At 59.0% G+C, this 21,879-nt stretch carries 15 protein-coding genes; 7 read left to right on the forward strand and 8 right to left on the reverse strand.

What is annotated here, in order from left to right; translation table 11 throughout:
* Positions 1–5: 5 nt before the first annotated feature.
* From ELR57_RS19160 to ELR57_RS19190, 7 genes are all read right to left on the reverse strand, one after another.
* Positions 6–3,659: a X2-like carbohydrate binding domain-containing protein gene (locus tag ELR57_RS19160; RefSeq protein ID WP_483296224.1), complete on the reverse strand. Its 3,654-nt coding sequence runs from the start codon at positions 3,657–3,659 to the stop codon at positions 6–8.
* A 1,185-nt stretch (positions 3,660–4,844) separates the two neighbouring features.
* Positions 4,845–6,512, reverse strand: a complete 1,668-nt coding sequence (locus ELR57_RS19165) for an extracellular solute-binding protein (protein ID WP_158630075.1) — start codon at positions 6,510–6,512, stop codon at positions 4,845–4,847.
* Between the two features lie 55 nt (positions 6,513–6,567).
* Complete coding sequence (locus ELR57_RS19170) at positions 6,568–8,067, reverse strand: response regulator transcription factor (RefSeq protein WP_126960696.1); 1,500 nt, start codon at positions 8,065–8,067, stop codon at positions 6,568–6,570.
* 271 nt (positions 8,068–8,338) lie between these two features.
* The gene (locus ELR57_RS19175; RefSeq protein ID WP_126960697.1) at positions 8,339–10,204 is read right to left on the reverse strand and encodes a type 2 periplasmic-binding domain-containing protein; all 1,866 of its coding nucleotides are present in this window, start codon (positions 10,202–10,204) and stop codon (positions 8,339–8,341) included.
* A 95-nt stretch (positions 10,205–10,299) separates the two neighbouring features.
* On the reverse strand, positions 10,300–11,199 hold the full coding sequence (locus tag ELR57_RS19180) for a carbohydrate ABC transporter permease (protein ID WP_126960698.1): 900 nt from the start codon (positions 11,197–11,199) through the stop codon (positions 10,300–10,302).
* A gap of 14 nt (positions 11,200–11,213) precedes the next feature.
* The gene (locus ELR57_RS19185) at positions 11,214–12,173 is read right to left on the reverse strand and encodes an ABC transporter permease (RefSeq protein WP_238162605.1); all 960 of its coding nucleotides are present in this window, start codon (positions 12,171–12,173) and stop codon (positions 11,214–11,216) included.
* Positions 12,174–12,421: 248 nt separating this feature from the next.
* The gene (locus ELR57_RS19190) at positions 12,422–14,176 is read right to left on the reverse strand and encodes a sensor histidine kinase (RefSeq protein ID WP_158630076.1); all 1,755 of its coding nucleotides are present in this window, start codon (positions 14,174–14,176) and stop codon (positions 12,422–12,424) included.
* A 242-nt stretch (positions 14,177–14,418) separates the two neighbouring features.
* On the opposite strand from ELR57_RS19190, the gene ssuE reads away from it, so the two are divergent.
* From ssuE to ELR57_RS19210, 4 genes are all read left to right on the forward strand, one after another.
* Entirely contained in the window at positions 14,419–14,973 is a 555-nt protein-coding gene (gene ssuE / locus ELR57_RS19195; RefSeq protein ID WP_126960700.1) for an NADPH-dependent FMN reductase, read from the forward strand.
* A 184-nt stretch (positions 14,974–15,157) separates the two neighbouring features.
* Positions 15,158–16,168, forward strand: coding sequence for a glycosyltransferase family 2 protein (locus tag ELR57_RS19200; RefSeq protein ID WP_126960701.1), 1,011 nt, complete (start codon positions 15,158–15,160; stop codon positions 16,166–16,168).
* 155 nt (positions 16,169–16,323) lie between these two features.
* Positions 16,324–17,289 (forward strand): aldolase catalytic domain-containing protein, encoded by a 966-nt coding sequence (locus tag ELR57_RS19205; protein WP_126960702.1) that lies wholly within the window; start codon positions 16,324–16,326, stop codon positions 17,287–17,289.
* Positions 17,290–17,502: 213 nt separating this feature from the next.
* Positions 17,503–18,096 carry a TetR/AcrR family transcriptional regulator gene (locus ELR57_RS19210; protein ID WP_126960703.1) on the forward strand — a complete coding sequence of 198 codons (594 nt, stop codon included), beginning with the start codon at positions 17,503–17,505 and terminating at the stop codon, positions 18,094–18,096.
* A 7-nt stretch (positions 18,097–18,103) separates the two neighbouring features.
* Here the strand turns inward: ELR57_RS19210 and ELR57_RS19215 are convergent, their stop codons facing one another.
* Positions 18,104–18,424 carry a hypothetical protein gene (locus tag ELR57_RS19215; RefSeq protein WP_126960704.1) on the reverse strand — a complete coding sequence of 107 codons (321 nt, stop codon included), beginning with the start codon at positions 18,422–18,424 and terminating at the stop codon, positions 18,104–18,106.
* Between the two features lie 117 nt (positions 18,425–18,541).
* On the opposite strand from ELR57_RS19215, the gene pxpB reads away from it, so the two are divergent.
* The 3 genes from pxpB to ELR57_RS19230 are packed head-to-tail and all read left to right on the forward strand — an operon-like array spanning position 18,542 to position 21,780.
* Positions 18,542–20,389 carry a 5-oxoprolinase subunit PxpB gene (gene pxpB, locus ELR57_RS19220; RefSeq protein ID WP_126960705.1) on the forward strand — a complete coding sequence of 616 codons (1,848 nt, stop codon included), beginning with the start codon at positions 18,542–18,544 and terminating at the stop codon, positions 20,387–20,389.
* Between the two features lie 30 nt (positions 20,390–20,419).
* Positions 20,420–21,214 (forward strand): 5-oxoprolinase subunit PxpA, encoded by a 795-nt coding sequence (locus tag ELR57_RS19225; RefSeq protein WP_126960706.1) that lies wholly within the window; start codon positions 20,420–20,422, stop codon positions 21,212–21,214.
* A 29-nt stretch (positions 21,215–21,243) separates the two neighbouring features.
* Positions 21,244–21,780, forward strand: coding sequence for a gamma-glutamylcyclotransferase family protein (locus tag ELR57_RS19230; RefSeq protein ID WP_158630077.1), 537 nt, complete (start codon positions 21,244–21,246; stop codon positions 21,778–21,780).
* The last annotated feature ends 99 nt before the right edge of the window (positions 21,781–21,879 follow it).

Raw genomic sequence — 21,879 nt, forward strand, 5'->3', positions numbered from 1 at the left:
CTTGCTTACGGCTCGACTCCCCATGCAAGCGATCCGGACAGGTAGGCCGGGGCCTTGGTCCAATCGACATAGGCCGTATCGGCAGAGTCGTAGGAGTAGTCGTCCGATTGCGAATAGTTGGTCCAGTCCGTCTTGGAGAAGCGAATCTGCAGATCGGTGCTGGCTCCTGCCGCAAGAGAACCGGCACCGCTCGCGAAGCCGATCTCCAGGTAGTAGTCCGCGCCGGTCTTGGCGGTCGTCAGCTTGGTGAAGGCGCCGGTCACATTGGCGCTGCCTGCCGTCGCCCAATCGCAGAAGAAGCTCTGGGCTTTGTCTCCGTCGATCGTGTAGTAGTACCGGATCTTGACATTGCTTAGCGAGACGGCTGTCGTTCCCGTATTGACCAGCCTTATCCGAGGGTTGATGGATTGGGTGGACGCTGCCGTGGTGCCGTTAAACATCTGGACCTTCAGGGCTCCGCCCGAGGAGGGCGTCGTATCCGCAATGGAGATGGCCAATGCCGCGTTCGAGCCCGCGCTGAAGGCGAAGGTCAGCGTCGTGGTGCCGACCGGCTGAGCGGCGAGGTACGCCTTCTTTATCGTCACCGTCGTACCGGAGACGGCGTAATCCGTGCCGGAGACGAGAGTCGCCGAGCCGTTCTTGATAGAGGACAGCGTGTTGCCGTTCAAGGTGAGCGTGACGCCGACGTCGGCTTGATTGGCCGCGTTCTTATCGAACGTTGCCGTCGTCGGGCTGATCGTCGAGTTCGCGACGGAGGTGTTGACGACCGTCACGGCAAGCGAAGCGTTCGAGCCTGCGCTGAAGGCGAAGGTCAGCGTCGTGGTGCCGACCGGTTGAGCGGCGAGATACGCCTTCTTGATCGTGACCGTCGTACCGGAGACGGCGTAATCCGTGCCGGAGACGAGAGTCGCCGAGCCGTTCTTGATAGAGGACAGCGTATTGCCGTTCAAGGTGAGCGCGACGCTGACGTCGGCTTGATTGGCCGCGTTCTTATCGAACGTTGCCGTCGTCGGGCTGATCGTCGAGTTCGCGACGGAGGTGTTGACGACCGTCACGGCAAGCGAAGCGTTCGAGCCTGCGCTGAAGGCGAAGGTCAGCGTCGTGGTGCCGACCGGCTGAGCGGCGAGGTACGCCTTCTTTATCGTCACCGTCGTACCGGAGACGGCGTAATCCGTGTCGGAGACGAGAGTCGCCGAGCCGTTCTTGATAGAGGACAGCGTATTGCCGTTCAAGGTGAGCGTGACGCCGACGTCGGCTTGATTGGCCGCGTTCTTATCGAACGTTGCCGTCGTCGGGCTGATGCTGGAGCCGGTAACCGGCGCGTTAACCGGGTCGGCGACCAGAATGCCGCGGCCGTTCGTTCCCAGATACACGCGGCCGTAAACCCTCGGATCCCCCGTGATCGCCATATTGATCCGCGCATATTGATGCTGGTCGTCGTTGATGCGAACCCAGCTTGCGCCGGCGTCGTCGGAGCGGAACACGCCGCGCACTCCGTCGATTTTCGCTACCGTATAGAGAGCCATATAGGTTTGGCCGGGAGCGGCCTTGCCCAAGCCGATCAGATCCGCTTCCTGCACGTTGCTCAGCTTGGTGAAGGAGGAGCCGGAGTTCGTCGAGTGCCAAAGGCCGTAGATCCCTTCGGTCTCGTTGCCGCCTGCGAACCAGATGTCGCCTTCGATGCCGGGGACGGTCTTGAGGCTGATCTGCGCTTCGTTCGGCAGCAGGCCGGCGACGTTATTCGTAGGCAAGCCGGTAGCGCCGGTAGCCGCGAAGGTGGCGCCGCCGTCCGTGCTGATGTAGAACGTGCCCTCATAGAACGCATAGAATTTGTTCTTGTTCACGCGGTCCGAGGCGATCTTCGCCAGAGCCGGTACGCCCGTGCTGGCCGTCCACGAATTGCCGTTCGTCTTCGAATAATAGACGCCTTTATCCGAGGTGCTCCAGAGGATCGAGCTTCCGTCAGCCGCAACGGCGACCGTCCCGCCTCCGGCCGTGCCGGAAGGCTCGGAGTTGGCCTTGTACCAGGTGGTGCCTCCATCGGTGGAGATGCCGATGGACCTCGGATTGTATTCCGTCGTGTCCTGGTAATCCGCCATCCCGACGCGGACGACGAAGCTCGGATTCGATTCCGCGAAGTCGATGCCGTAGGTGGTCGCCCATCTCGGGTTCGTCTGGTACGCGGTCGGTGCCGTCGTCAGATCGTCATGCCGGAAGCCCGAGACGTCGCCGATCGCGCTGAGCAGGTGAGCGCCCGAAGGAGGGCTGACGAGGCCGAGCACGGCCATCTCCTCGATGCCCTTGGCCATGACGGAGATGTTCACGGTTCCTCCGCTGTCCCATGCGGCGAGGTTGTTCGTGCCGTAGATCGTCGCTCCGGTGCCGTACATCATCCGGCTCGAATTGAACGGGTCGATCTCCAGGTCGCCGATCATCCAGCCCAGCTTCAGGCCCGGCTCCGGCGGATTGTCCGCTTTGCCGAACGTCAGCCACGGCGCGGCGGAGATATCCTGCGCGTAACGCAGCGTCCGGCTCGGATAGCCGTTCCATTCCCAGATGCCGGTCCAGGTCGTTCCGCCGTCGGTGCTGCGGAAGATGTTCGCGTCCGGCCACCAGGAATTCAGTGTAGCGACCATGATCGTATTCGGGTGCTGCTTGTCGACGGCGAGTCCGCCGTAGCCGTAATAGTTGTCGGTGCTTGAGCTCGGCACGGGGCTGATCTTCGTCCATGCCCCCGTCGCCGTATTGAGCTTCCAGACGTCGCCTTTGGCGCCGTCATAGGGCCCGACTCCGTCGCTGTAAGAGATATAGAGATAGCCCGTGGAAGCCAGGACGCCGTGGTGAGGGAGGTAGCCGGTCGGCTGTCCGGGTACGGCCGCCCAGGTCGCTCCGCCGTCCGTGCTCTTGTACACGCTGTTGCCCGTATCGGCGACGCCGACGTATATTGTCTGAGTCGCATTGCCCGCGCTGCCCGTCGACTTGTCGAAGGTGATCCACGCCAATCCGACGGGATCGTTGCCGTACTCCAGATCGGGGTTCTGGATATACGTGCCCGGATTCGGGAAGCTGGTCACTTTGCTCCAGGTGACTCCATAATCGGTGCTCTTCCAGAGGCCGTTGCCGCTGCGGGTTCCGAAGAAGAGGACGCTGTTCTTGTTAGGGTCGATGACGAGCCGCTCGCCCATCGAACGTCCCGGCATGTTGCCGCCGACCTTGAAGGGAAGGGGCGTTACCTGCCAGGTGTTGCCCTGATCGGTAGAACGCATGATTTGGCCGTTCGTGTCCCAATCGTTCGTATAGGTACCCGTTGCCATGTAGACACGGTTCGGGTCCACCGGGTCGGTCGCCAGCGCGTCGACGCCGTTCTTATTCCAATCTACCCAGCCTACGGAATCGGAGATCGACACCCAGCTGCTCGTCGATTGATTCCAGCGGTAGGCTCCGCCGATGTCCGTCCTTGCGTAGATCAGGTTGGGCTGCGTCTCGTTGAAGATAATGCCGGGAACGAAGCCCCCGCCCGCGCCGGTGACGACATTCCGCCAATTATAAGCTTCGGTTCCCGCCGCTTGCGCTTTGGATCCCCCGAAGAGAGGGACTCCGGTCAGAACGAGAGCCGCCGCAAGGCATAACGAAACAGCGCGATTCCAACGTTTGTTGATCACGGTTAAGACCTCCGGGATATTAAGATAAATGCAGAGTGGGAAAATAACCGATCGTACGATTAGACTACTTCCGCTCCAGACTCCCGGCCCGCCGCCGAGATCGTCTCATTCGAGACTAATTCCGCAACAGACACTCGGCTGATCGACGAGATCGTCTCATTCGAGACTAATTCCGCACCAGCCTCTCGGCTCACCGTCGAGATAGTCTCAAACGAGACTAATTCTGCTCCACCCCCCCCGTCCCACCGCCGAGATAGTCTCAACCGAGACTAATTCCGCACCAGACACTCGGCTGCTCGCCGAGATAGTCTCATTCGAGACGAATTCTGCTCCAATCCCCCGTCCCACCGCCGAGATAGTCTCATTCGAGACTAACTCCGCTCCAACCACTCGGGCCACCGTCGAGATCGTCTCATTCGAGACTAATTCCGCTCCAGCCTCCCGGTAATCGACGAAATAGTCTCAACCGAGACTAACTCCGCACCAGACACTCGGGCCATCGCCGAAATAGTCTCAACCGAGACTAACTCCGCACCAGACACTCGGGCTATCGCCGAGATCGTCTCATTCGAGACTAATTCCGCTCCAGACTCTCGGGCCATCGCCGAGATCGTCTCATTCGAGACTAACTCTGCTCCAGCCTCCTGGCTCACCGCAGATATCGTCCCAACCGAGACTAAATCATCTCCAAGTCCCCGGTCCTCGACAGGACTAACGGGCCCTCGCAAGCGCCGACGGGCGGGAGATCGTCGACAATATCGACTAACGAGCCCTCGCAAGCGCCGGACAGGCGGGAGATCGTCGAAAATATCGACTATCGAGCCCTCATGAGCGCCGAATGAGCGGGAGATCGTCGAAAATATCGACTATCGGGCCCTCGCAAGCGCCGACGGGCGGGAGATCGTCGACAATATCGACTAACGAGCCCTCGCAATCGCCAGAAGGGTTGGAGATAGTCGACAATATCGACTATCGAGCCCTCGCAAGCGCCGGACGAGCGAGAGATCGTCGACAAAATCGACTAACGAGCCTTCATGAGCGCCGAATGAGCGGGAGATCGTCGACAATATCGACTATCGGGCCCAAAAAGGCGCCGTGAGGATGATAGATAGCCGATAGAATCGACTAACGGCTTGCCGGGTCTTGCTTCCTCGCGATTTCACCTCCTTTCATCGTCATCGATTAGTGGCTGCCGACGACAGCCTGAACTTCCCGGGTGATCTGGTCGCCTCCTTGCCGCTTCCATTCCTGCGCGAAGCCGTCGAACGCGTCGATCGGCTGGTCTCCGACCACGATGTTCAAGAACGTTTCGTTCTCCAGCCTCTCGAGATCCGCCCAGCGCTTCTCCATCGTCCTCGTCGTGCCGTAGAACACGCTTTTGACCTTCTCCATCGGCCTGGACAGCAGCGCGCTTCCTCCGTATTCATAAGCCTTGGCGGCTTTCCAGCCGTCCATGTCCTTCTTCGGGCTGGCTTGCTCGGCCAGCCAATAATCGTAAATCTTGCGGGTATCGGGATCGAGGGAGGCGACCGTTCGTTTGCCGTCCAACGCGTCCTTGACCCCGAGATACCGCTGCTCGATCGCGTCGGTATAATCGAGCAGCAGGTCGAACGGATAGTACTGCCTCGGCTGAACGCCGGTCTTCGCCGCGAACTCGTCGATCTGCTTGACGGCCGCTTCGTTGGGATCTTGCCTGCGCTCGAGCCGGGTGAAGGCGTTCAGCAGCTTGATCGCCGCTTCGGGATGTTCATAGCCCTTCCGTACGACCAAGTAGCGGTCGGTGACCGGCGCCATATGCGTCACGTATTGGCCGTCAGCATCCAGAGGGGCCGCGTAAGCCCGCCATTCCGCCTTCGTATCGGAGGCGACCGCTTCGGAGAGGGGCCAATACGGCATCCACCAAGGACCGAAGAAAATGCCGGTCCGATTGGAGGTAATCGGCTCTTGAGCCTCCTTGTACAGGGCGAACTGCGGATCGATCAAGCCAAGCTTGTACCATTCCGCCAGCTTCTCCAGGGCAAGCTTGTTCTCGGGCATGATCGATCCGTACACGACGTTGCCCGAAGCGTCCCGGACCCAGTTCTTGGGGAAGGCATGGAAGCTGCTGAAGACGGCGTCGAAGCCGCTGACATTCAGCTTCTGTCCGTAGACGAGAGACTTATAGCCGGCAAGGCCGACCGTATCCCTCTTGCCGTTGCCGTCGGGATCCCTCTCGATGAACGACTTCGCGATGGCGGCGATGTCGTCAAGGGTTCGAGGCGGCTTCAGGTTCAGCCGGTCAAGCCAGTCCTGGCGGACCCACAGCAGCGAGGTCGCGTCGGCTTCGATTGCGATGTTCGGCAAGCCGTAGAGCTTGCCGCCGAAGCGCGCTTCCTCCAGCGCGGCTCCCTCGGTCGCGTCGTACATTCCCTTGACGAGGCTGGAGCCGTAGTCCTCGTAAGCGTCGGTCAGATCCTGAATCATGCCGTACTCGATCAGCTTGCGAAGTTGAGAGCGGTCCACGACCATCGCGTCCGGAATGTCGCTGCTCGCGATGGCGAGACTTACCTTCTGCCCGAAGGCTTCGTCGCCCTTGGCTTCCCACGAATGAACGACCTTGATGTTCGTCAGCTCCTCGAAATAGCGCGACATCGGGTTGTTGTCGTTGGTGTCTCCCGTGGTCAGCCGGGCATCCGGGATCTTGAAGCCGATCCGCAGCGTTACGGGAGCGTCATAGCTCGAGAACGCGGGGGCGGTCTCCTTGACCAGAGCGGTCGCATCGGACGGGGACGCATGCCCCGCGCAAGAGCTGAGAAGCACGGGGGCGAGCAGCAGGGGGAGCGCGAGCTTGGTGGTGGACAAGGTGGACATGGGCAACCTCCGTTGAACAGCGCCATCGGATGATCGCGCTTTCATTTTAATCCGTCTAGTCTCGGAGAAGAGAGTGAAATTCGCCTTGCATTCGGGATATTCCGCCCGCTGATTGCGCACCGTTCTCGTACCGCTTCGAACGGATTTCCTCCCTGTCCGCGCGATATTCGGTCGGAAGCTTGCCGACCCGCTCGCGGAACAACTTGCTGAAGTACTTGTCGTCTTCGAAGCCGGCGGCGGCGGCGATCTCGTAGACGGGGGAGGCGGTGTTCAACAGCAGCCACTTGGCCCGCTCGATGCGGATATTGCGCAGAATCTCCCCGAACGGCTGCCCCGCGAACCGGGCGAAGCATTGGCTGAAGTAGCTTCGGCTCATATTGATGTGGGCGGCGACGTCGTTCTGGTTGATCTTGTCTCCGGCATTCCTCGTCATGAAGCGGATCGCCCGGATCAGGCAGGCCATCACTTCCCGGGAGAGAGATAAGTCGATCATTCGGTTGCGGACTCGATCGGAGAAATGGCGCAGCCAGCTCTCCCAGTCCTTCCAGCTCGAACTGCCGGCCGCGGCGGCAGCGAGCTTATCGGCGTCCCTCGGCTCCAGCAGGACATCCGCCCAAATTCGGCACAGCTCATGCGCGAAATCCCGAAGCTTCGGCGGAGCGATGCGATGGCGAACGATTCCTCGGGTGAACTCCTCCCATTCCCGGTTGTAGAGCGTCCAGCGCAGCTCCTGGCCGGCTTCCAGCCAATCGGCAGCCGCTCGGTCTCCTCCGGGTCCGGCATCCCGCACGCAACGGATCAAGTCTTCATAAGAAAGTCTGGATATTCCGCCGTCTTCGTCCTCCGAATAGAAGAGGGTGCCGCCGAGTCCGGCCTCCAACGTCTCTTGAAGATCCTGCAGTCGCTCATTCGAGATGCCGTTCAACTGGATGGTGCGCCATCGCCCATGGGAGGCGCCGCGCATCTCCTTGAACAATTCCTCCGACGAGGGGGAGCCTTGAAGAGGAGCCAGTCGGTATTTACCCAGCCGGATCAAGCGGCTTCTCGTGACCGAAGGCAGCCGAAGCAGCTCCGCGTCGATGTCCTCTTCCAAGAGCGGAACGAACAATAAGCCGGAGGAAGAAGGGAAAGGCTGATTCGCCTCCTCCTGGACTTGGGAGGGGCGGTTCATGTTCTCCCAGCCGATTCTCTCGACGATTCGGCCCATGACCTCGTCGGCATTCTCGACTTCGAGCAGCGTCTTTACGATATAGTCGATCGCGCCCAGCCGAAGCGCTTCCTGGATGTAGTCGAATTCGTGGTGGCAGGTCAGGATAACGGAACGAATATGCGGGTGCCGCTGGCGGACCGCCTTGATCAGCTCGAAGCCGGACATGCCCGGCATGGTGATGTCGGTGAAGAGAAGATCGGCTTCGGTCCGTTCGAGCAGATCCAGCGCGGTTCTTCCGTCGCCAGCTTCGCCGACGATCGAGATTCCGAAGGACGGCCAATCGAACATCGAGATGAACCCTTTGCGAACCAATTTCTCGTCGTCCACCACGACGGCTCTTAACATGATTAATCCCCCGCTTTCATCGCAAAAAGATTAAGAGAGATCCGAGAGGCATTCCGAGCTGCCGCGTTACTGTCACTTTAAGGGAATTTTACCACAAAACGATCGCTTGATGGCGCCAATCTATTGACTCCAACTTGCGAACCGGAACGAGAGGGTCGTCGCAAGAGAGTAGACTTAAACCTCCCCAACCGGCGCGTACGCGCGGGCTGAGGAGGCTTGTGAGAGACCAATGACCTATGCAGGCCGATTGACCAGACCTTCTAGAAGCTCGTTATTGGGATACGCTCTTGCGGGCTTCGAACAGCTCCTCCGCTTTCTTGATCGAGAAGTCCATGATCTCGTCGTAGTAGCCGAGACCCTTGACCTTCTTGAGCATCTCGTCTTTAAGCTTGTTGTATTCCGCTTCGTTCTTCGCGAAGACCATCTTCCAGGAGTATTGCTGGATGATCGTGCCGATCTGCTTGTTCTTCTGCAGCAGCGATTGGTCCATCTGCAGCGGCTCCTTGCCGGTGAAGCCTTGAGGAGCGACGGCGATCTGATTGTTCTTGACGAAGTATTCCTTCTCGGTCAGCACGCCCATCTTCTCGCGCCAGTCGCTCTCGAGCTTGGACGGGTTGCGCTTGAGCGACGTCTCCCACAGGTTATGGTCATAAGCTTCGCCGGTCTCCGGATTCACTTCGGCCGGAACGATAAAGGAGAAGTTGATCTGATTGTTGCCGTCGGAGAAGTTGCCGCCGCCGTATTCGTCCGGGATAGCGGTGCCCTTCTGGTCGGCATAAGCCTGCCAGCCGAGGTCGGTGACATATACCTTGCCCTCGCTGTTGATATCCCAGAGAAGTCCCTTCGGTCCGTTCGGAACGGCCGTTCCGCTGCCCGCCGAGATCATCGCGCCTTCCGGCGTGTACATCCAGTTCAGGAACTCCATGATTCTCTCCGGATCCTTGGCCTTGGAGCCGATCGAGATGACTCCGTTGCCTCCATAGATGTTGAAGCCGGTCGAGTACATCACTTCGCCTTTGAAAGGAACGGTCGCGAAGCCCTTGCCTTCCGCCGTTCTCTCCGGCGTATTGTAGTTGGCGGCTCCGAGCCACGGGAACCAGGAGAACAGCAATCGGCCGTCCTTGTACTTGCCGGTGACGTCGTCGAACTTCTGCGTCGGGGAATCCGGGTCGACGAGCCCCATCTGATTGGCGTCAAAATAAAGCTTGAGGGACTTCATGTACCAGCTGTCTTCGGAGAGGAAGTCGTAGTACTTGTCTTCATCGGCCTTCACGTAGACCGCCGTGTCGGGGATCTCGTCGTAGCCGTACATGTTGGCGAATTGCTTCGCAAGCGTCATCTTATAGCTGCCGTCCCAGTCCGACCAGAGCGAGAACGCGTACGTCTTCTTGCCTTGGTCGTTCGTCGGCTCCTGCTCTTGCATCTTCTTGAGGACCGGCAGATAGTCTTCGACGGAATTGATCTCGGGAGCGCCGATCTTCTGGTATAGATCCCAGCGCAGGTCCGGGCCCCATGTCATATCCTTGCCTTCGGAAGGTCCGTTCGGGTTGGAGGCGACGTTGTTGCCGATACCGTAAACGGCGCTGCCTCCTCCGAAGGAGATCTTCGCCTTCTCGATCGCCTTCGGGTACTTGGCGACGAGGTCCTTGCCGTACTTGTTCAGCAGATCGTTCTTCGTCCAGTCGAGCAAGAGGCCTGCCTTGATGGCGTTCGGGTAGTTGCCCTTGTCATCGCCCCAGACGATAATGTCGCCCATGTTGCCGGAAGCCATCATCGCGGCGATCTTCGCGTCTCCGCCATCCAGGTTGGAGGCGATAATGTTCAGCTTGATGTTGAACTTGTCCTTGAGAATCTTGGCGAACCAGCCGGTTTGTTCTCCCGCGTAGTTAGCCGTCGTCGAGAAGACGGTGAGCGTCAGCTCCTTGGAGTGGTCGAGCCCGGATTCCGAGGACGGTTCCGCGCTAGGCGACGAAGTGTCCGCGGATGACGACGGCGACGCCGCAGCGCTCTTGGACGGGCTGCTGCTGGGAGAAGAGCTGTTGCCAGAGTTGTTGCCGTTGCAAGCGGCCAGCACGACGAGCAGCGCCGCTGCCAGAATCCCGGCCGTGAAACGTTTGACCTTCCGAATGCCTTTCATTGAAGATTGCCTCCCTTTGTTCCGTTAATGGAGTATCTATAGTTTCGCTCCGCCCGGTAAACGGAGTTAAACCCAAGTGGGGGAATCGCCGAGGCTCAGCCTTTGACCGCGCCGATCAGAATGCCCTTGACGAAGTAACGCTGGAAGAACGGATAAACGAACAGAATCGGAAGCACGACGATCATCGTGACGGTCATGCGCACCGAAGTCGGCGTCTGCATGTTCTGCAGGTTCAGCGAGTTGAAGTCCTGCGTGCTCTTGATCAAGGCGGCGAGCGAGTTGGCTTCGTTCAGGTACCGGTAGAGCAAGTACTGAAGGGTATAGTATTTCGGATCGGTCATGAGGAAGGCGGTATCGACGAAGGCGTTCCATTGGTAGACCGCCGAGAAGATCGTAATCGTCGCCAGGATCGGAACGCTCAGCGGCAGGACGATGCTCCAGAAGATCCTCGCGTACCCGGCGCCGTCGATAGAGGCGGATTCCTCCAGGGCGGGCGGCAGCGACTCGACGAACGTTTTGACCAAGATGATGTTGAAAGGGGAGATGATGGACGGAAGCACGTACGCCAGATAATTGTTCGTCAGATGGAGGTTGTGCATCGTGAGGTACCACGGAATGAGGCCGGCGCTAAAGTACATGGTGACGACGACGTACCGGTAGGCGAATTTTCTGCCCCACATCTCCTTCTTCGTGAACAGATACCCGAGGAAAGCCGAGGCGCCTACGGTCAGGAAAGTTCCGACCGCGGTACGGTACAGGCTGACGACCGCCGCATGTCCGAGACCTTTGATCTTGAGAACGTCCAGGTAGTTATCGAAGTGGATGCCTCTCGGGTAGAAGGTTATATATCCCGTAGAGGACAGGTTGTTGTCGCTGATCGTATTAATGAACAGGTAGTAGAAGGGGAATACGCAGCTGATCGTGAACAGGCCTAGGAAAAGGTAGTTCAGCACCTGAAAGCTGATTCCGCCGATGCTTTGTTTGCGAGATCTCATGGATACTCTTCCTCTCAGATAATGGATTCGCCGCGGACCCATTTGGACAGGCGATTCGCCAGGAACAGAAGCGTCACGCTTATGATCGATTTCAGCATGCTCACGACGGTGGCGAACGGGAAGTTGTTGGCGAAGGCGATGTTGTAGACGTACAGGTCGAGAACCTCGATCGTGTCTTTGTTCATGGCGTTCTGGAAGGCGAAGTACTGCTCGATCCCGTTGTTGACCAGGTTGCCGATCGAGAGCAAGAGCAGGACGAAGAACGTCGGGACGAGGCCGGGAACGGTGATGTGCCAGATTTTGCGGAAGCGGCTGGCGCCGTCGACTTCGGCGGCTTCGTAGAGCTCTTGGTCGATGCCGGTGATCGCGGCCAGGTAGATGATCGCGCTCCAGCCGAGCGATTTCCACCAATACCATAGAATCATCGGTATCCAGACGTTGTTGCCGCTGGCGAGAAAATTAATGCCTTGATCGATGATTCCAAGCTTGATCAGAATCGTATTGACGAGCCCGCCGTCCACCGAGAAGAGGACGAAGGCGATGGCGTAGACGAGAATCCAGCTGATGAAGTTCGGGATGGTCGTCAGCGTCTGGACGATCCGCCGGTACCAGCCGGTCCGCACCTCGGTGAGCAGGATCGCGAACACGATCGGGAAGAAGGAGGTCACGATGCCGAGGCCGCTCATCGCGATCGTATTCTTCATGACCCGTATGACTTCTTCGGTCTGAACGGGGTTCGAGGCGATCGACTTGAACCACTTGAACCCGACGAAGGGGGTTTGCGAGAGCGGGATGCCGGGGAAGTAGTCATAGAACGCGTAAATCCATCCATAGATGGGAAGGTAGAAAAAGATGAAGGTGACGATCAGAAGAGGAAGCGCCATCAGGAACAGCTTGTACTTGTTGGCCAACCCTTTGCGCCGGGTCGGCAGGGAAGGTTGCAGAGCGGCGTTCGTGCCGGTAGTCGGTGACATATCGAAGTCCCCAATCGCTATTGGAATCGGTTTCGCGCTCTCATTGTAAGCGATGGGCGCTCTCCCCCGAGAGCGAAAAAAGCCCTCCTTCCCAGGAGGGCTGTCTGCACTTCGCGCACCGAATTCGTACCGTTCCGAACCAAATTCACCCTATAAAGCGATGGGGAGATAAAAGGCGAGGAGACTGGGAATAGGGAGCGGGGGAGGCGAAAAGGGGAGAAGAGAAGAAGAGAAGAAGAGAAGCGGGCCTATTCTTCCAACTCCTCGATCGTTCGCCGCGGGATGACGATGGACACCTTCGTTCCTACTCCCGGCTCGCTCTCGATGGCGAAGCTCATATCGGATCCGTAGAAGCGGCGCAGCATCCGTTTGACATAGGAGAGGCCGATGCCCATGCCCTTGCGCTTCGATTCGGCGTCGTCCTCCGACAGCAGCCGCTCGATATCCTTCGCTTCGAGACCGGCACCGTTGTCTTCGACCTGAAACAGCGCGCGCTCCGTTCCGCTTGCCGCAATCGTAATCTCGATGCGTCCTTTCCGCTCGCTCATGCCGTGATAGATCGCGTTCTCGACGAGCGGCTGCAGCAGGAAGCGAGGCACCGCGACGTCGAGGATCTCCTGCTCGGCGTTCAGGTGGAACTCGAACTCGTAGTCGTAGCGGATCCGCTGCAGCTCCATGTAATTGCGCATCGCTTCGATCTCGTCCCGCGCCGTCACGATCAGGCTTTGCTTGCCCAGATTGTAATGAAGCACCTTGACGAGCAGGGTCACCAGCTTGTCGATCTCCTTCTGCCCGTTCATGCGGGCCAGCCACTGGACGGTATTGAGCGTGTTATGGAGAAAATGCGGATTGATCTGGCTGAGCAGCTTCTCGATCTCGAACCGGCCCTTCTGCTTCTCCTTGTCCTCCACTTCAAGAATCAGCTCGTTGACCTTGTCCTTCATCTCCTGGAAGTTGCTGAGCACGAAGTCGAATTCCTCGACCTTCGTGTAAGATACCGGAGTCGTCCGATTCTCGGCCATCCGCACGATCTCGACGTTAACCTTCCGCAGCGGACGGTACACCTGCTTCCAGATAAGGAATGCCAGGCCCCCGGCGAAGGCTAGCGTGGCGAGCCCCAACGCGATCATCTTGTAGAACCAGACCCGGATCTCGCTGTCAAAGTCGGACTTCTTCACGGCGGCCAGCAGCTGCCAGCCCTGAGGGCTCGAATAGCGGAACAAATGGTACCCTTCCGCTACGAAGTGCGTTCTTGCGTCGTCGGGCCGGATGGCGCCCTTCACCTTATCGGGAAGACGGACATCTTCGATAAAGGATATGCCGCCTTGCTCGTTAACGAGAAGATGCGCCACCTTCATGCCGTACGCCTGCTGCCCCAATATTTTGCGGAAGAGATCGTAATTGGACTCCAGATAGATATAGACCGTCTCGTCGCCATTCACGTGAACGATTCGCTGTTCGGAGAAAACCATGTTGCTGCTGTTGGTATAAAGGGTGCGATGAGGCCCGTAATAAGCGGCTCCGTTATATTCGATGAAGCGAGGGAGAGCGGAGCTGTCGAAGCGGCTGTCCATCGTCAGGTTGGAGAATAGGATCGGATCGGACGCGCCGGGCAGAATATACGCGGTCAGCCCGAGATAGGGGTTCGTGAAGTTGACGAGATTGATCTTCTCGTTGATGGAGTCCATGATCTGGGACTTGGCGTAAATCTTCGGCTCCTCGAGGAACGCGGACACCTCGTTGGCGATCTGCCCGTCCAGGGCGAACTGCTTGGAGGCGAAATCGAGATTATTGATCGTGTTCTCCAGACTGTCGGCCTCCTGCGTCAAGCTGGAGAGGATGCCGCTCTGAATCTTGCCCGAGAGGATGGAGTAGATGGACGAGTACGTGAGCGCGAACATAAAAACGAGAGGAAGCAGGCAGGCGATCATCAGATAGACGACAAGGATGCGACGAAGGGAACGAACCTCGAAGCGGCGGCGCACGGAGGGAATCGCGGACATGGAATCGGGTCTCCCTTGAGATTGGAACCGTTTGCACCGTATTATAGCATAAAAGTAAAACTCGTCCAGTGCGGCAAAGGGCTTGCCATAAGGAATGGAGTTCCGGACACGGATAGTCGGATGCTTGACGGCTTCCGCGGAAGAAGCATATAATGGGAATAATTCCGAGTGTATGAATCGGATATTTTCCGAGTCCATAGGTTGGTTATATTGATCCCGATAGCAAAGGAACGTGATTCGATATGGCGAAAGTAGTTATTCTCATCGGCAGCCCTTCGGTGAAGTCCAGACTGAACGGCGTCGTCGACCGCATTGCGCAGCGTCTTGGAACGACGTCCGACGTGGAGGTATCGACCATCTCCGTTCGCGATCTTCCGGCGGAGGATCTTCTTCGCGCCAACTTCGCCAGCGAGGCGATCCAAGCCGCGAACCAGGTGTTCGCGGAGGCGGACGCGGTCATCATCGCGACTCCCGTCTACAAGGCTTCATTCCCGGGCGTGCTCAAGGCGTACATCGACCTGCTCCCGCAGAAAGGGCTGGAGAACAAGATCGTCCTTCCGATCGCGATCGGCGGAACGATCGCCCACCTGCTCTCGATCGACTTCGCGATGAAGCCGGTGCTCTCCACGATGGCGCCGCGCAACATTCTAGGCGGCGTGTTCGTCATCGACAGCCAGGTGACCTGGAACGACGACGGGTCGGCAACGCTCGCGGACGAGATCGCCTCGCGGCTGGATGACGCGGTCGACCTCCTCGTCGAAGAAGCCCGCTGGCAGACGAGCAAGCTGAAGGCATAAGAGCTCCGGTTCATCGCAATATCGACAGCCTGCGCGGTCGCTTGATCGGCAGGCTGCCTTTTTTTGCCGGCAAAGCTCCTCACGTCATGCTGAAAGTGGTAGAATTTAGAGGAACGTATCGCCGGTCCGCTAACTAGAATCTCGCGTCGTTGGGCGATGATATTCAAGAGGGAAGTGGACGCAGATGATCAATCAAGGCGATATTAGCGTAGCGGTTCCGACTCGCCGGAGACCCGACTATTTGAGGGCTTGCCTGCAATCGATCTTTGACCAGACGCTGCTGCCGAGCGAAGTCATCGTCAGCGAGGACGGAGAAGACGACGAGACCAAGCAGGTCGTCGAACGATTCCGCGAGAGGCACGGACGCGACGTTCAGATCGTTCACGTCGTCAACGAAACGCCGATCGGGCAGCTAGCCAACCGGAACCAAGCCTTCTCCCTGGCCACCCGCGAATACGTCGCCATGCTGGACGACGACGACGCCTGGGGGAGAGAATTCCTGGAGAAGACGTTCGCCGCGCTATCCGCCCGCGAAGACTGCGGCTTCTGTTCGAGCAACCATGGCTTCATGAATTCATCCGGCGAGCCTCTCGAAGAGCAATCGCGGCAATTCTTGATCTACAGCGGCAGAGACCGGCTGGTATCCGGAGCTGTCGATCGCGAAGTCTTCTTGACGACGCTGGAGAACAAAGCCTGCATTTACTCCTTGCAATTCACCCTGTTTCGCAGAGAAGTCCTGAAGCGGGCAGGGTTTTTCGCGAGCTTCGGAGGCCTAGTTCCGGACTATACGCTCATGCTCGTACTGGGCGCGAGGCGCGAGAAGGCGATTTTTATCGGGGATGATCTCGGATACGCCAGAGTGCACGAGGGACAGCAGACCAAGAGAAGGCTCGAGAATTCGCTGAGCAAGGTCGAATGCCTCGCAGAGATCCATATGATCTATCGGCATTCTCTGGTCGAGAGCGAGAGCCGGACGCTCAAGAAGCAATACATCATAGCCTCGGTCATCGAGTGCGCGATCGCGTACGGTCACGAGAAGAGAAGAAGAGAAGCGGTTCGGTGCGCGGCGCAGGCGTTCCGTCTCGGCTTCGGATTCCCCCCGCCGAGAAGATTGGCCGTTCTGGCGGCTCTATTAATCGGGATGACAGCCGGAAAGCCGATTGCCGGAGGGCAAGCTCAGCCGGCAGCGGAATGAGCCGACACCCCAACGGCAGGACGGCAGAAAACGCAGTTTCCTCCCCTACTGCACCGCGTCGAAGCGTTCCCGCTTGATAAAATAGTCGTTTTCGTTATAAACTATGTACTATGTACCTCCCATTCGACGGAGAAGAGCAAAGGAGCTTGCGCAAGATGACCGCACAAAGCAAAAACCGCCATTGCCAGATCGTGGATTGCACGATTCGCGACGGCGGACTCGTCAACAACTGGGACTTCAGCGTGGAATTCGTGCAAGACTTGTACGAGTCGCTTAATGAGGCCGGCGTCGAGTATATAGAGATCGGCTATAAGAATTCTCCTCGCCTGCTGAAGGGATCCGAGGATGCCGGCCCATGGCGCTTCCTGAACGACGACTTCCTTCGCAAGGTAATCCCAGAGAAGAAGCGCACCAAGCTTTCCGCGCTTGTCGATATCGGCCGCGTCGACCCGGACGACATCCTTCCGCGCAGCGAATCGATGCTCGACTTGATCCGCGTTGCCTGCTATGCCCGCGATACCGAGAAAGCGATCGAGCTGGTGAACCTGTTCCACGAACGCGGCTATGAGACGACGATCAACATCATGGCTCTGTCCAACGTCATGGACAACGAGCTGATCGAAGCGCTGACGCTGATCAACGAGAGCCCGGTTGACTACGTGTACGTCGTCGATTCCTACGGCAGCCTCGACCCGGATAACTTCCGTTACCTGATCAAGAAGTTCCAAAGCGTCCTTAAGGACAAGCGCCTAGGCGTGCATACGCACAACAACATGCAGCTGGCCCTGGCGAATACGCTTGTCGCTGTCGAGATGGGCGTCGAACTGCTAGACTCCTCCGTATATGGGATGGGGCGCGCGGCAGGCAACTGTCATACCGAACTGCTGCTGGCTAAGCTCGCCAAGCCGGAATACAGCCTTCGTCCGCTGCTCGGCATGATCGAGAAGCATATGGTAACGCTCCGCGAGAAGGAAGAGTGGGGCTACCTGATTCCTTACATGGTGACAGGCGTGCTGGATGAGCATCCTCGCTCGGCCATGGCATGGCGCGCTTCCGACGAGAAGGACGAATACTTGAAATTTTATGACAAGCTGACGACGCCCGAGGTCTTCCACAAGTAAATCGTGCGTCCGAAGTTGGATAGGCAAGACAACGGCTCTTTACAGAGCCGTTTTTTTGTACACGGTACCGGACGATGAGTTCTGCGCTTATCGTTGCCCGTATCGTCGTTATGGATTGAAACTCGATATTGTTCATGGTAGGGGCATCTTGGCGAATGCAGAAAATTCAAACGGATCTTGAGCCAGAAGAATAAAGTCAGAGGGGAAACTGACATGAATCGAGCGGATAAGAAATTGCTGACCAGGCAGCGGATCATGGAGTCGGCCGTCGAGTTGTTCGAAGAGCGGGGATTCGTATCGACGTCGGTCCAGCAGATCACGGATCGGGCGGAAGTGGCGAAGGGAACTTTCTTTAATTATTTCGCGTCCAAGGAAGATATGATTCTGGAGCTGGAATCCGATACGATGATTCAAGTGATCGGGAAGCGGCTGGGTTCGGAGGGACCGTTCCTCGCCCAATTGTTCGAGGGGATGCTCGACTACGCGAGGAAATATCCGATGTACAAATCGACGACCCGGGCCGTGCTTCAAGGGATGTTCGGAAGCGCCAAGATCGGCGACGTTCAACGCAAACGCAGCACCCAATTCATCGATTATCTCGTTCCATTGATCAAGAGGGCGCAAGAGAACGGAGAGGTGGACAAGGAGCTGTCGGCCGAACAGATCGCGAGAACCGCCGTCGAAGCGCATTACGGCGTCCTGATGATCTGGTCGCTGGATTTGGACGATACGCCGCTCCTTGAGCGAATGAATTCGGTGTATACGACGTTCATCGAAGGCATTCGCTGCAGAGAGCAGCGTCCGTAACACTCCTCTACCGGGAAGTTCCGGGGACGTAACCCTCGAGCTCTCCTTGTCCTCGGATGGCCGCCGCCCGATGCTTGGGATTCGGATGGAAGAAACCGCTTCCCTTCAGCGTCCTGCCTCCAATGGTAACCGCCTCGACCGTGACGTCGATATCCACCGTATGGGCGAAGCGGTCCAGCAGGGCGGCGTCCGGTATTCCTTCCACATCGATAAACCACGAGCGAGTTCCGTATTCGTCCATGACCATCAGCTTGGCGGTATCGAACAGAATCGTCCAGGCGTTGTCCGCTTGCCGCATTCGAAGGGTTGCCAAATCGTAATTTTCCATGATAAGGGATCAGCTCCTGTGATGATTTCTCGGTTCGCAGCATGCGAGACGCTAATGTCAAGATTGTAGCCGCTGCCGGCTTTGGAATGCAACCCGAAGAAGTCTGGAGGGGGTAAAATGGGAAGTTGGAGCACGATGCCGCTGGGGGAGAAAGCGATCCTTCTGACTCTGCGGGATGCAGCCTCCAAGGCGGAAGGCAGCGGCCTTCCCGCAGCGGCCGCGAAACGAATCGCCGGCGCGGGGCTGCCCTGGGTGACGGAGACGGTGCCGGCTTACGAGTCGGTAGCCGTCTATCTGAATAGGAAGGATCTGTTCGGGGACGTAGCGGATGATGAGGCGGAATTCCGCTTCGGGCAAGCCTCGTCGATTCTTGCAGGGCTGGCCGAAGCGGAGCGGGATGAAGCCGTGACGTCCGGGCGGGAGATCCGAATCCCCGTCGTCTACGGCGGGGAAGCCGGGCCCGATCTTGTGTTGGCCGCGCGGCGCAGCGGAATGACGGAAGCCGCGTTTAAGGATAGGCATTCATCCGCGAGCTACGAGGTCGCGATGATCGGCTTCACTCCGGGATTCCCGTATCTGCGCGGCTTGCCGCCGGAGCTGGCGCAGCCCCGCCGCGACGCGCCGCGTCTGCGGGTGGCGGCCGGCTCGGTCGGCATCGCGGGGACGCAGACCGGTATCTATCCGGTGGCATCGCCGGGAGGCTGGCAGCTGATCGGCCGAACGCCGACGCGCCTGTTCCGGCCGGAGTCGGACGAGCCGTTCCCGATTCTTCCGGGCGACCGGGTGAGGTTCGTGCCTATCGAAGAAGGCGACGCCTCTTGGCAGGAAGCGAAAGGGGCAGCAGCCGTTGTTGGTGCCGGACGAAGGAACGCGGGCGAAGACGGCGCAATCGAAGAAGCGAGATCGGCTCAAGAAGCGTTCGGAGAGGAACGGCCGGCGATGACCGTCGTTCGCCCGGGCCTGCAGACGACCGTCCAGGATCTGGGGAGAACGGGAGGCTGGCAGGCGTTCGGCGTCTCCGTCGGCGGAGCGATGGACGCCGATCGTCTTCGAGCGGCGAATTGGCTTGTCGGCAATGCGGATAACGCGGCAGGCCTGGAGCTCACGTTGTCCGGCGGAGAATATCGCATCGAGAAGGAGCTTCTCGTTGCTTTAACGGGTGCGGATTTCGGAGCCGAGATCGATGGCGAGCCGTTCCCCCTGGATCGGCCGGTGCTGCTGCGCCGCGGAGCCGTCGTCCGCTTCCGCGGAGCGGCCAGCGGCTGCCGCGCCTATCTGGCGGTCGCTGGCGGCGTTGAGGCGTGGCCGACGCTCGGCAGCCGGAGCACGGACCTGCGTGCCGGAATCGGCGGGATCGAAGGCAGGGCTCTCGCGGCAGGGGATAGGCTCCGGACAGGGGAACCTTCTCTTGCTGCGCGGCGGCTGATCGAGCGGCTGCGGAGGAGCGGGCAGCCAGAAGATAATTGGAGTGCGGGCAAGGAGTATTTAGCCGCCGGAACGCGGGCTGGAGCAAGCGGAAGCGTCGGGGAGAGCCGGTCATTCACCTTGCGGGTGCTGGAAGGCTCCGGCTGGAGCCGGTTCACGGAGAAGTCCCGCAGGGATTTCTTCCGAGGAGGTTATCGGATCGAACCGAATTCGGATCGGATGGGCCTGCGGTTGAGCGGCGAGCCGTTGAAGCTTGCCCGTCAGGAGGAGCTTCTGTCTCACGGCGTTTGCCCGGGGGCGATTCAGGTGCCGGCATCCGGCCAGCCGATCGTGCTCGGGCAAGGCTGCCAGCCGACGGGAGGCTATCCGATCATCGCCCATGTCGCGGCGGCGGATCTCGGCGTTCTCGCTCAGCTTCGGCCGGGCGACGAGGCGAGCTTCGAAGCCGTCAGCCTCGGCGAGGCGCTGCAGGCTTCCCGGGAGCAAGAAATTCGGCTGTCCCGATTAAAGCAAGGAATTCGGCTTAAGTGGTTCCTATAGGCCGGTGTCAGTAAGAGGAGGGAAAGAGCTATGAACGATTCGAAGACGGAGCCGGAGGAGCTTCGTTCGATCGACCTGAATGTCGACGCGGGAGAGCAGGCGGACTCTTCCCGCATGGAGAGCGAACGCGACCTCCTCTCCCGCGTAAGCTCGGCCAACATCGCCTGCGGCTACCACGCGGGCAACGCCCAAGTCATGCGCCGCGCGGTCGAATGGTGCGCCGAGCTGGGCGTTGCCGTCGGAGCGCATCCGGGTCTTCCCGACCCGCAGGGATTCGGCAGAAGGGAACTGGCGGTGACGGCCCGAGAGCTCGAAGCGGACACGATCTATCAGATCGGGGCGCTGCATGCTTTCGCGACGGCGGCGGGAGTGCCTCTCGTTCACGTGAAGCCGCACGGCGCCTTGTACCATATGGCTTCGCGCCGCCGCGAGCTGGCGGAAGCGATCGTTCGCGCGGCGCAAGCCGTCGACCCGAAGCTGGCGATCGTCGGACCGGCGGGAAGCGAGCTGCTGAACGCGGCGAGCGAAGCCGGGCTGCGCGTTATCGAGGAGGGCTTCGTCGACCGTGCTTACCTGGCGGACGGAAGCTTGGCGCCGCGATCGCTCGATGGAGCGGTTCACTCAAGCGAACGCGAAGCGATCGAGCAAGCTCTCTCGATCGTGGAGCGCGGCACGGTTAAGGCGTTGGACGGCGGTACGGCGGCCGTTCGCGCCCAGACGCTTTGCTTGCACGGAGATACGCCGGGAGCGGCCTCCTTCGCGGCGGCTTTGAATCGGAGCCTGAGGGAGCGCGGGTATCTGATTCGTTCGCCGGGAACACGTTGACTTGTCTTAGGATGGAGGCGGGCGAGCGCATGAGACTGTTCGTTTACGGAACGCTGCTGCCGCAGTTCCAGGCTTCCCGAATGATCTCGGCTTATGTGTCCGACGCGTACGAGGGACGGGTGAGAGGCAAGCTCGTCGATGCCGGGAGCTATCCCGCTTTGATTCCCGCTTGTTGGGAGGATACGAAGGAGAAGAACATCTTGATTCCTGAGTGCGGAGGGGGATCGGAGGCTGCGAGCGTCTTGATTCCTGCATACGGGGAGAGATCGAAGGACGAGAGCGCCTTCGTTCGCGGCCTTTGGGTGGAGATCACCCGGGAAGGGCTTGCCGTCGCGGATCGTTACGAAGAGTTCTACGGAATTGAGGAGCTCAACGACTACGAGAGGATCTGGATCTCGGACGCCGACCGGCCCGAAGTCTCCGGTTGGGTTTATGCCTGGCCGAACGCCAGAGGATACCCGGATGCGGGAACCGATTGGTGGCCGAACAAGCAGGGCATGCAGGACATGGTGGACAAGCTGGACAAGAAGAAGGATAAGCAGGACATGGTGGACAAGCTGGATTAGTAGGACAAGTAGAATAAGTAGAACAAGCCGGATAAGCAGGATGAGTACGATAACCAGGATAAGCAGGATATGCGGGATAAGCAGGATAAGCAGGATGAG

Origin of the sequence: Cohnella sp. AR92 (genome assembly GCF_003990975.1) — a bacterium.
Taxonomy (GTDB): domain Bacteria; phylum Bacillota; class Bacilli; order Paenibacillales; family Paenibacillaceae; genus Cohnella.

Excerpts from the sequence above, each read along its gene's own strand:
- ELR57_RS19165 (WP_158630075.1), bottom strand. The coding sequence starts at position 6,512 with ATGTCCACCTTGTCCACCACCAAGCTCGCGCTCCCCCTGCTGCTCGCC.
- ELR57_RS19170 (WP_126960696.1), bottom strand. The coding sequence starts at position 8,067 with ATGTTAAGAGCCGTCGTGGTGGACGACGAGAAATTGGTTCGCAAAGGG.
- ELR57_RS19175 (WP_126960697.1), bottom strand. The coding sequence starts at position 10,204 with ATGAAAGGCATTCGGAAGGTCAAACGTTTCACGGCCGGGATTCTGGCA.
- ELR57_RS19180 (WP_126960698.1), bottom strand. The coding sequence starts at position 11,199 with ATGAGATCTCGCAAACAAAGCATCGGCGGAATCAGCTTTCAGGTGCTG.
- ELR57_RS19185 (WP_238162605.1), bottom strand. The coding sequence starts at position 12,173 with ATGTCACCGACTACCGGCACGAACGCCGCTCTGCAACCTTCCCTGCCG.
- ELR57_RS19190 (WP_158630076.1), bottom strand. The coding sequence starts at position 14,176 with ATGTCCGCGATTCCCTCCGTGCGCCGCCGCTTCGAGGTTCGTTCCCTT.
- ssuE (WP_126960700.1), top strand. The coding sequence starts at position 14,419 with ATGGCGAAAGTAGTTATTCTCATCGGCAGCCCTTCGGTGAAGTCCAGA.
- ELR57_RS19200 (WP_126960701.1), top strand. The coding sequence starts at position 15,158 with ATGATCAATCAAGGCGATATTAGCGTAGCGGTTCCGACTCGCCGGAGA.
- ELR57_RS19205 (WP_126960702.1), top strand. The coding sequence starts at position 16,324 with ATGACCGCACAAAGCAAAAACCGCCATTGCCAGATCGTGGATTGCACG.
- ELR57_RS19210 (WP_126960703.1), top strand. The coding sequence starts at position 17,503 with ATGAATCGAGCGGATAAGAAATTGCTGACCAGGCAGCGGATCATGGAG.
- ELR57_RS19215 (WP_126960704.1), bottom strand. The coding sequence starts at position 18,424 with ATGGAAAATTACGATTTGGCAACCCTTCGAATGCGGCAAGCGGACAAC.
- pxpB (WP_126960705.1), top strand. The coding sequence starts at position 18,542 with ATGGGAAGTTGGAGCACGATGCCGCTGGGGGAGAAAGCGATCCTTCTG.
- ELR57_RS19225 (WP_126960706.1), top strand. The coding sequence starts at position 20,420 with ATGAACGATTCGAAGACGGAGCCGGAGGAGCTTCGTTCGATCGACCTG.
- ELR57_RS19230 (WP_158630077.1), top strand. The coding sequence starts at position 21,244 with ATGAGACTGTTCGTTTACGGAACGCTGCTGCCGCAGTTCCAGGCTTCC.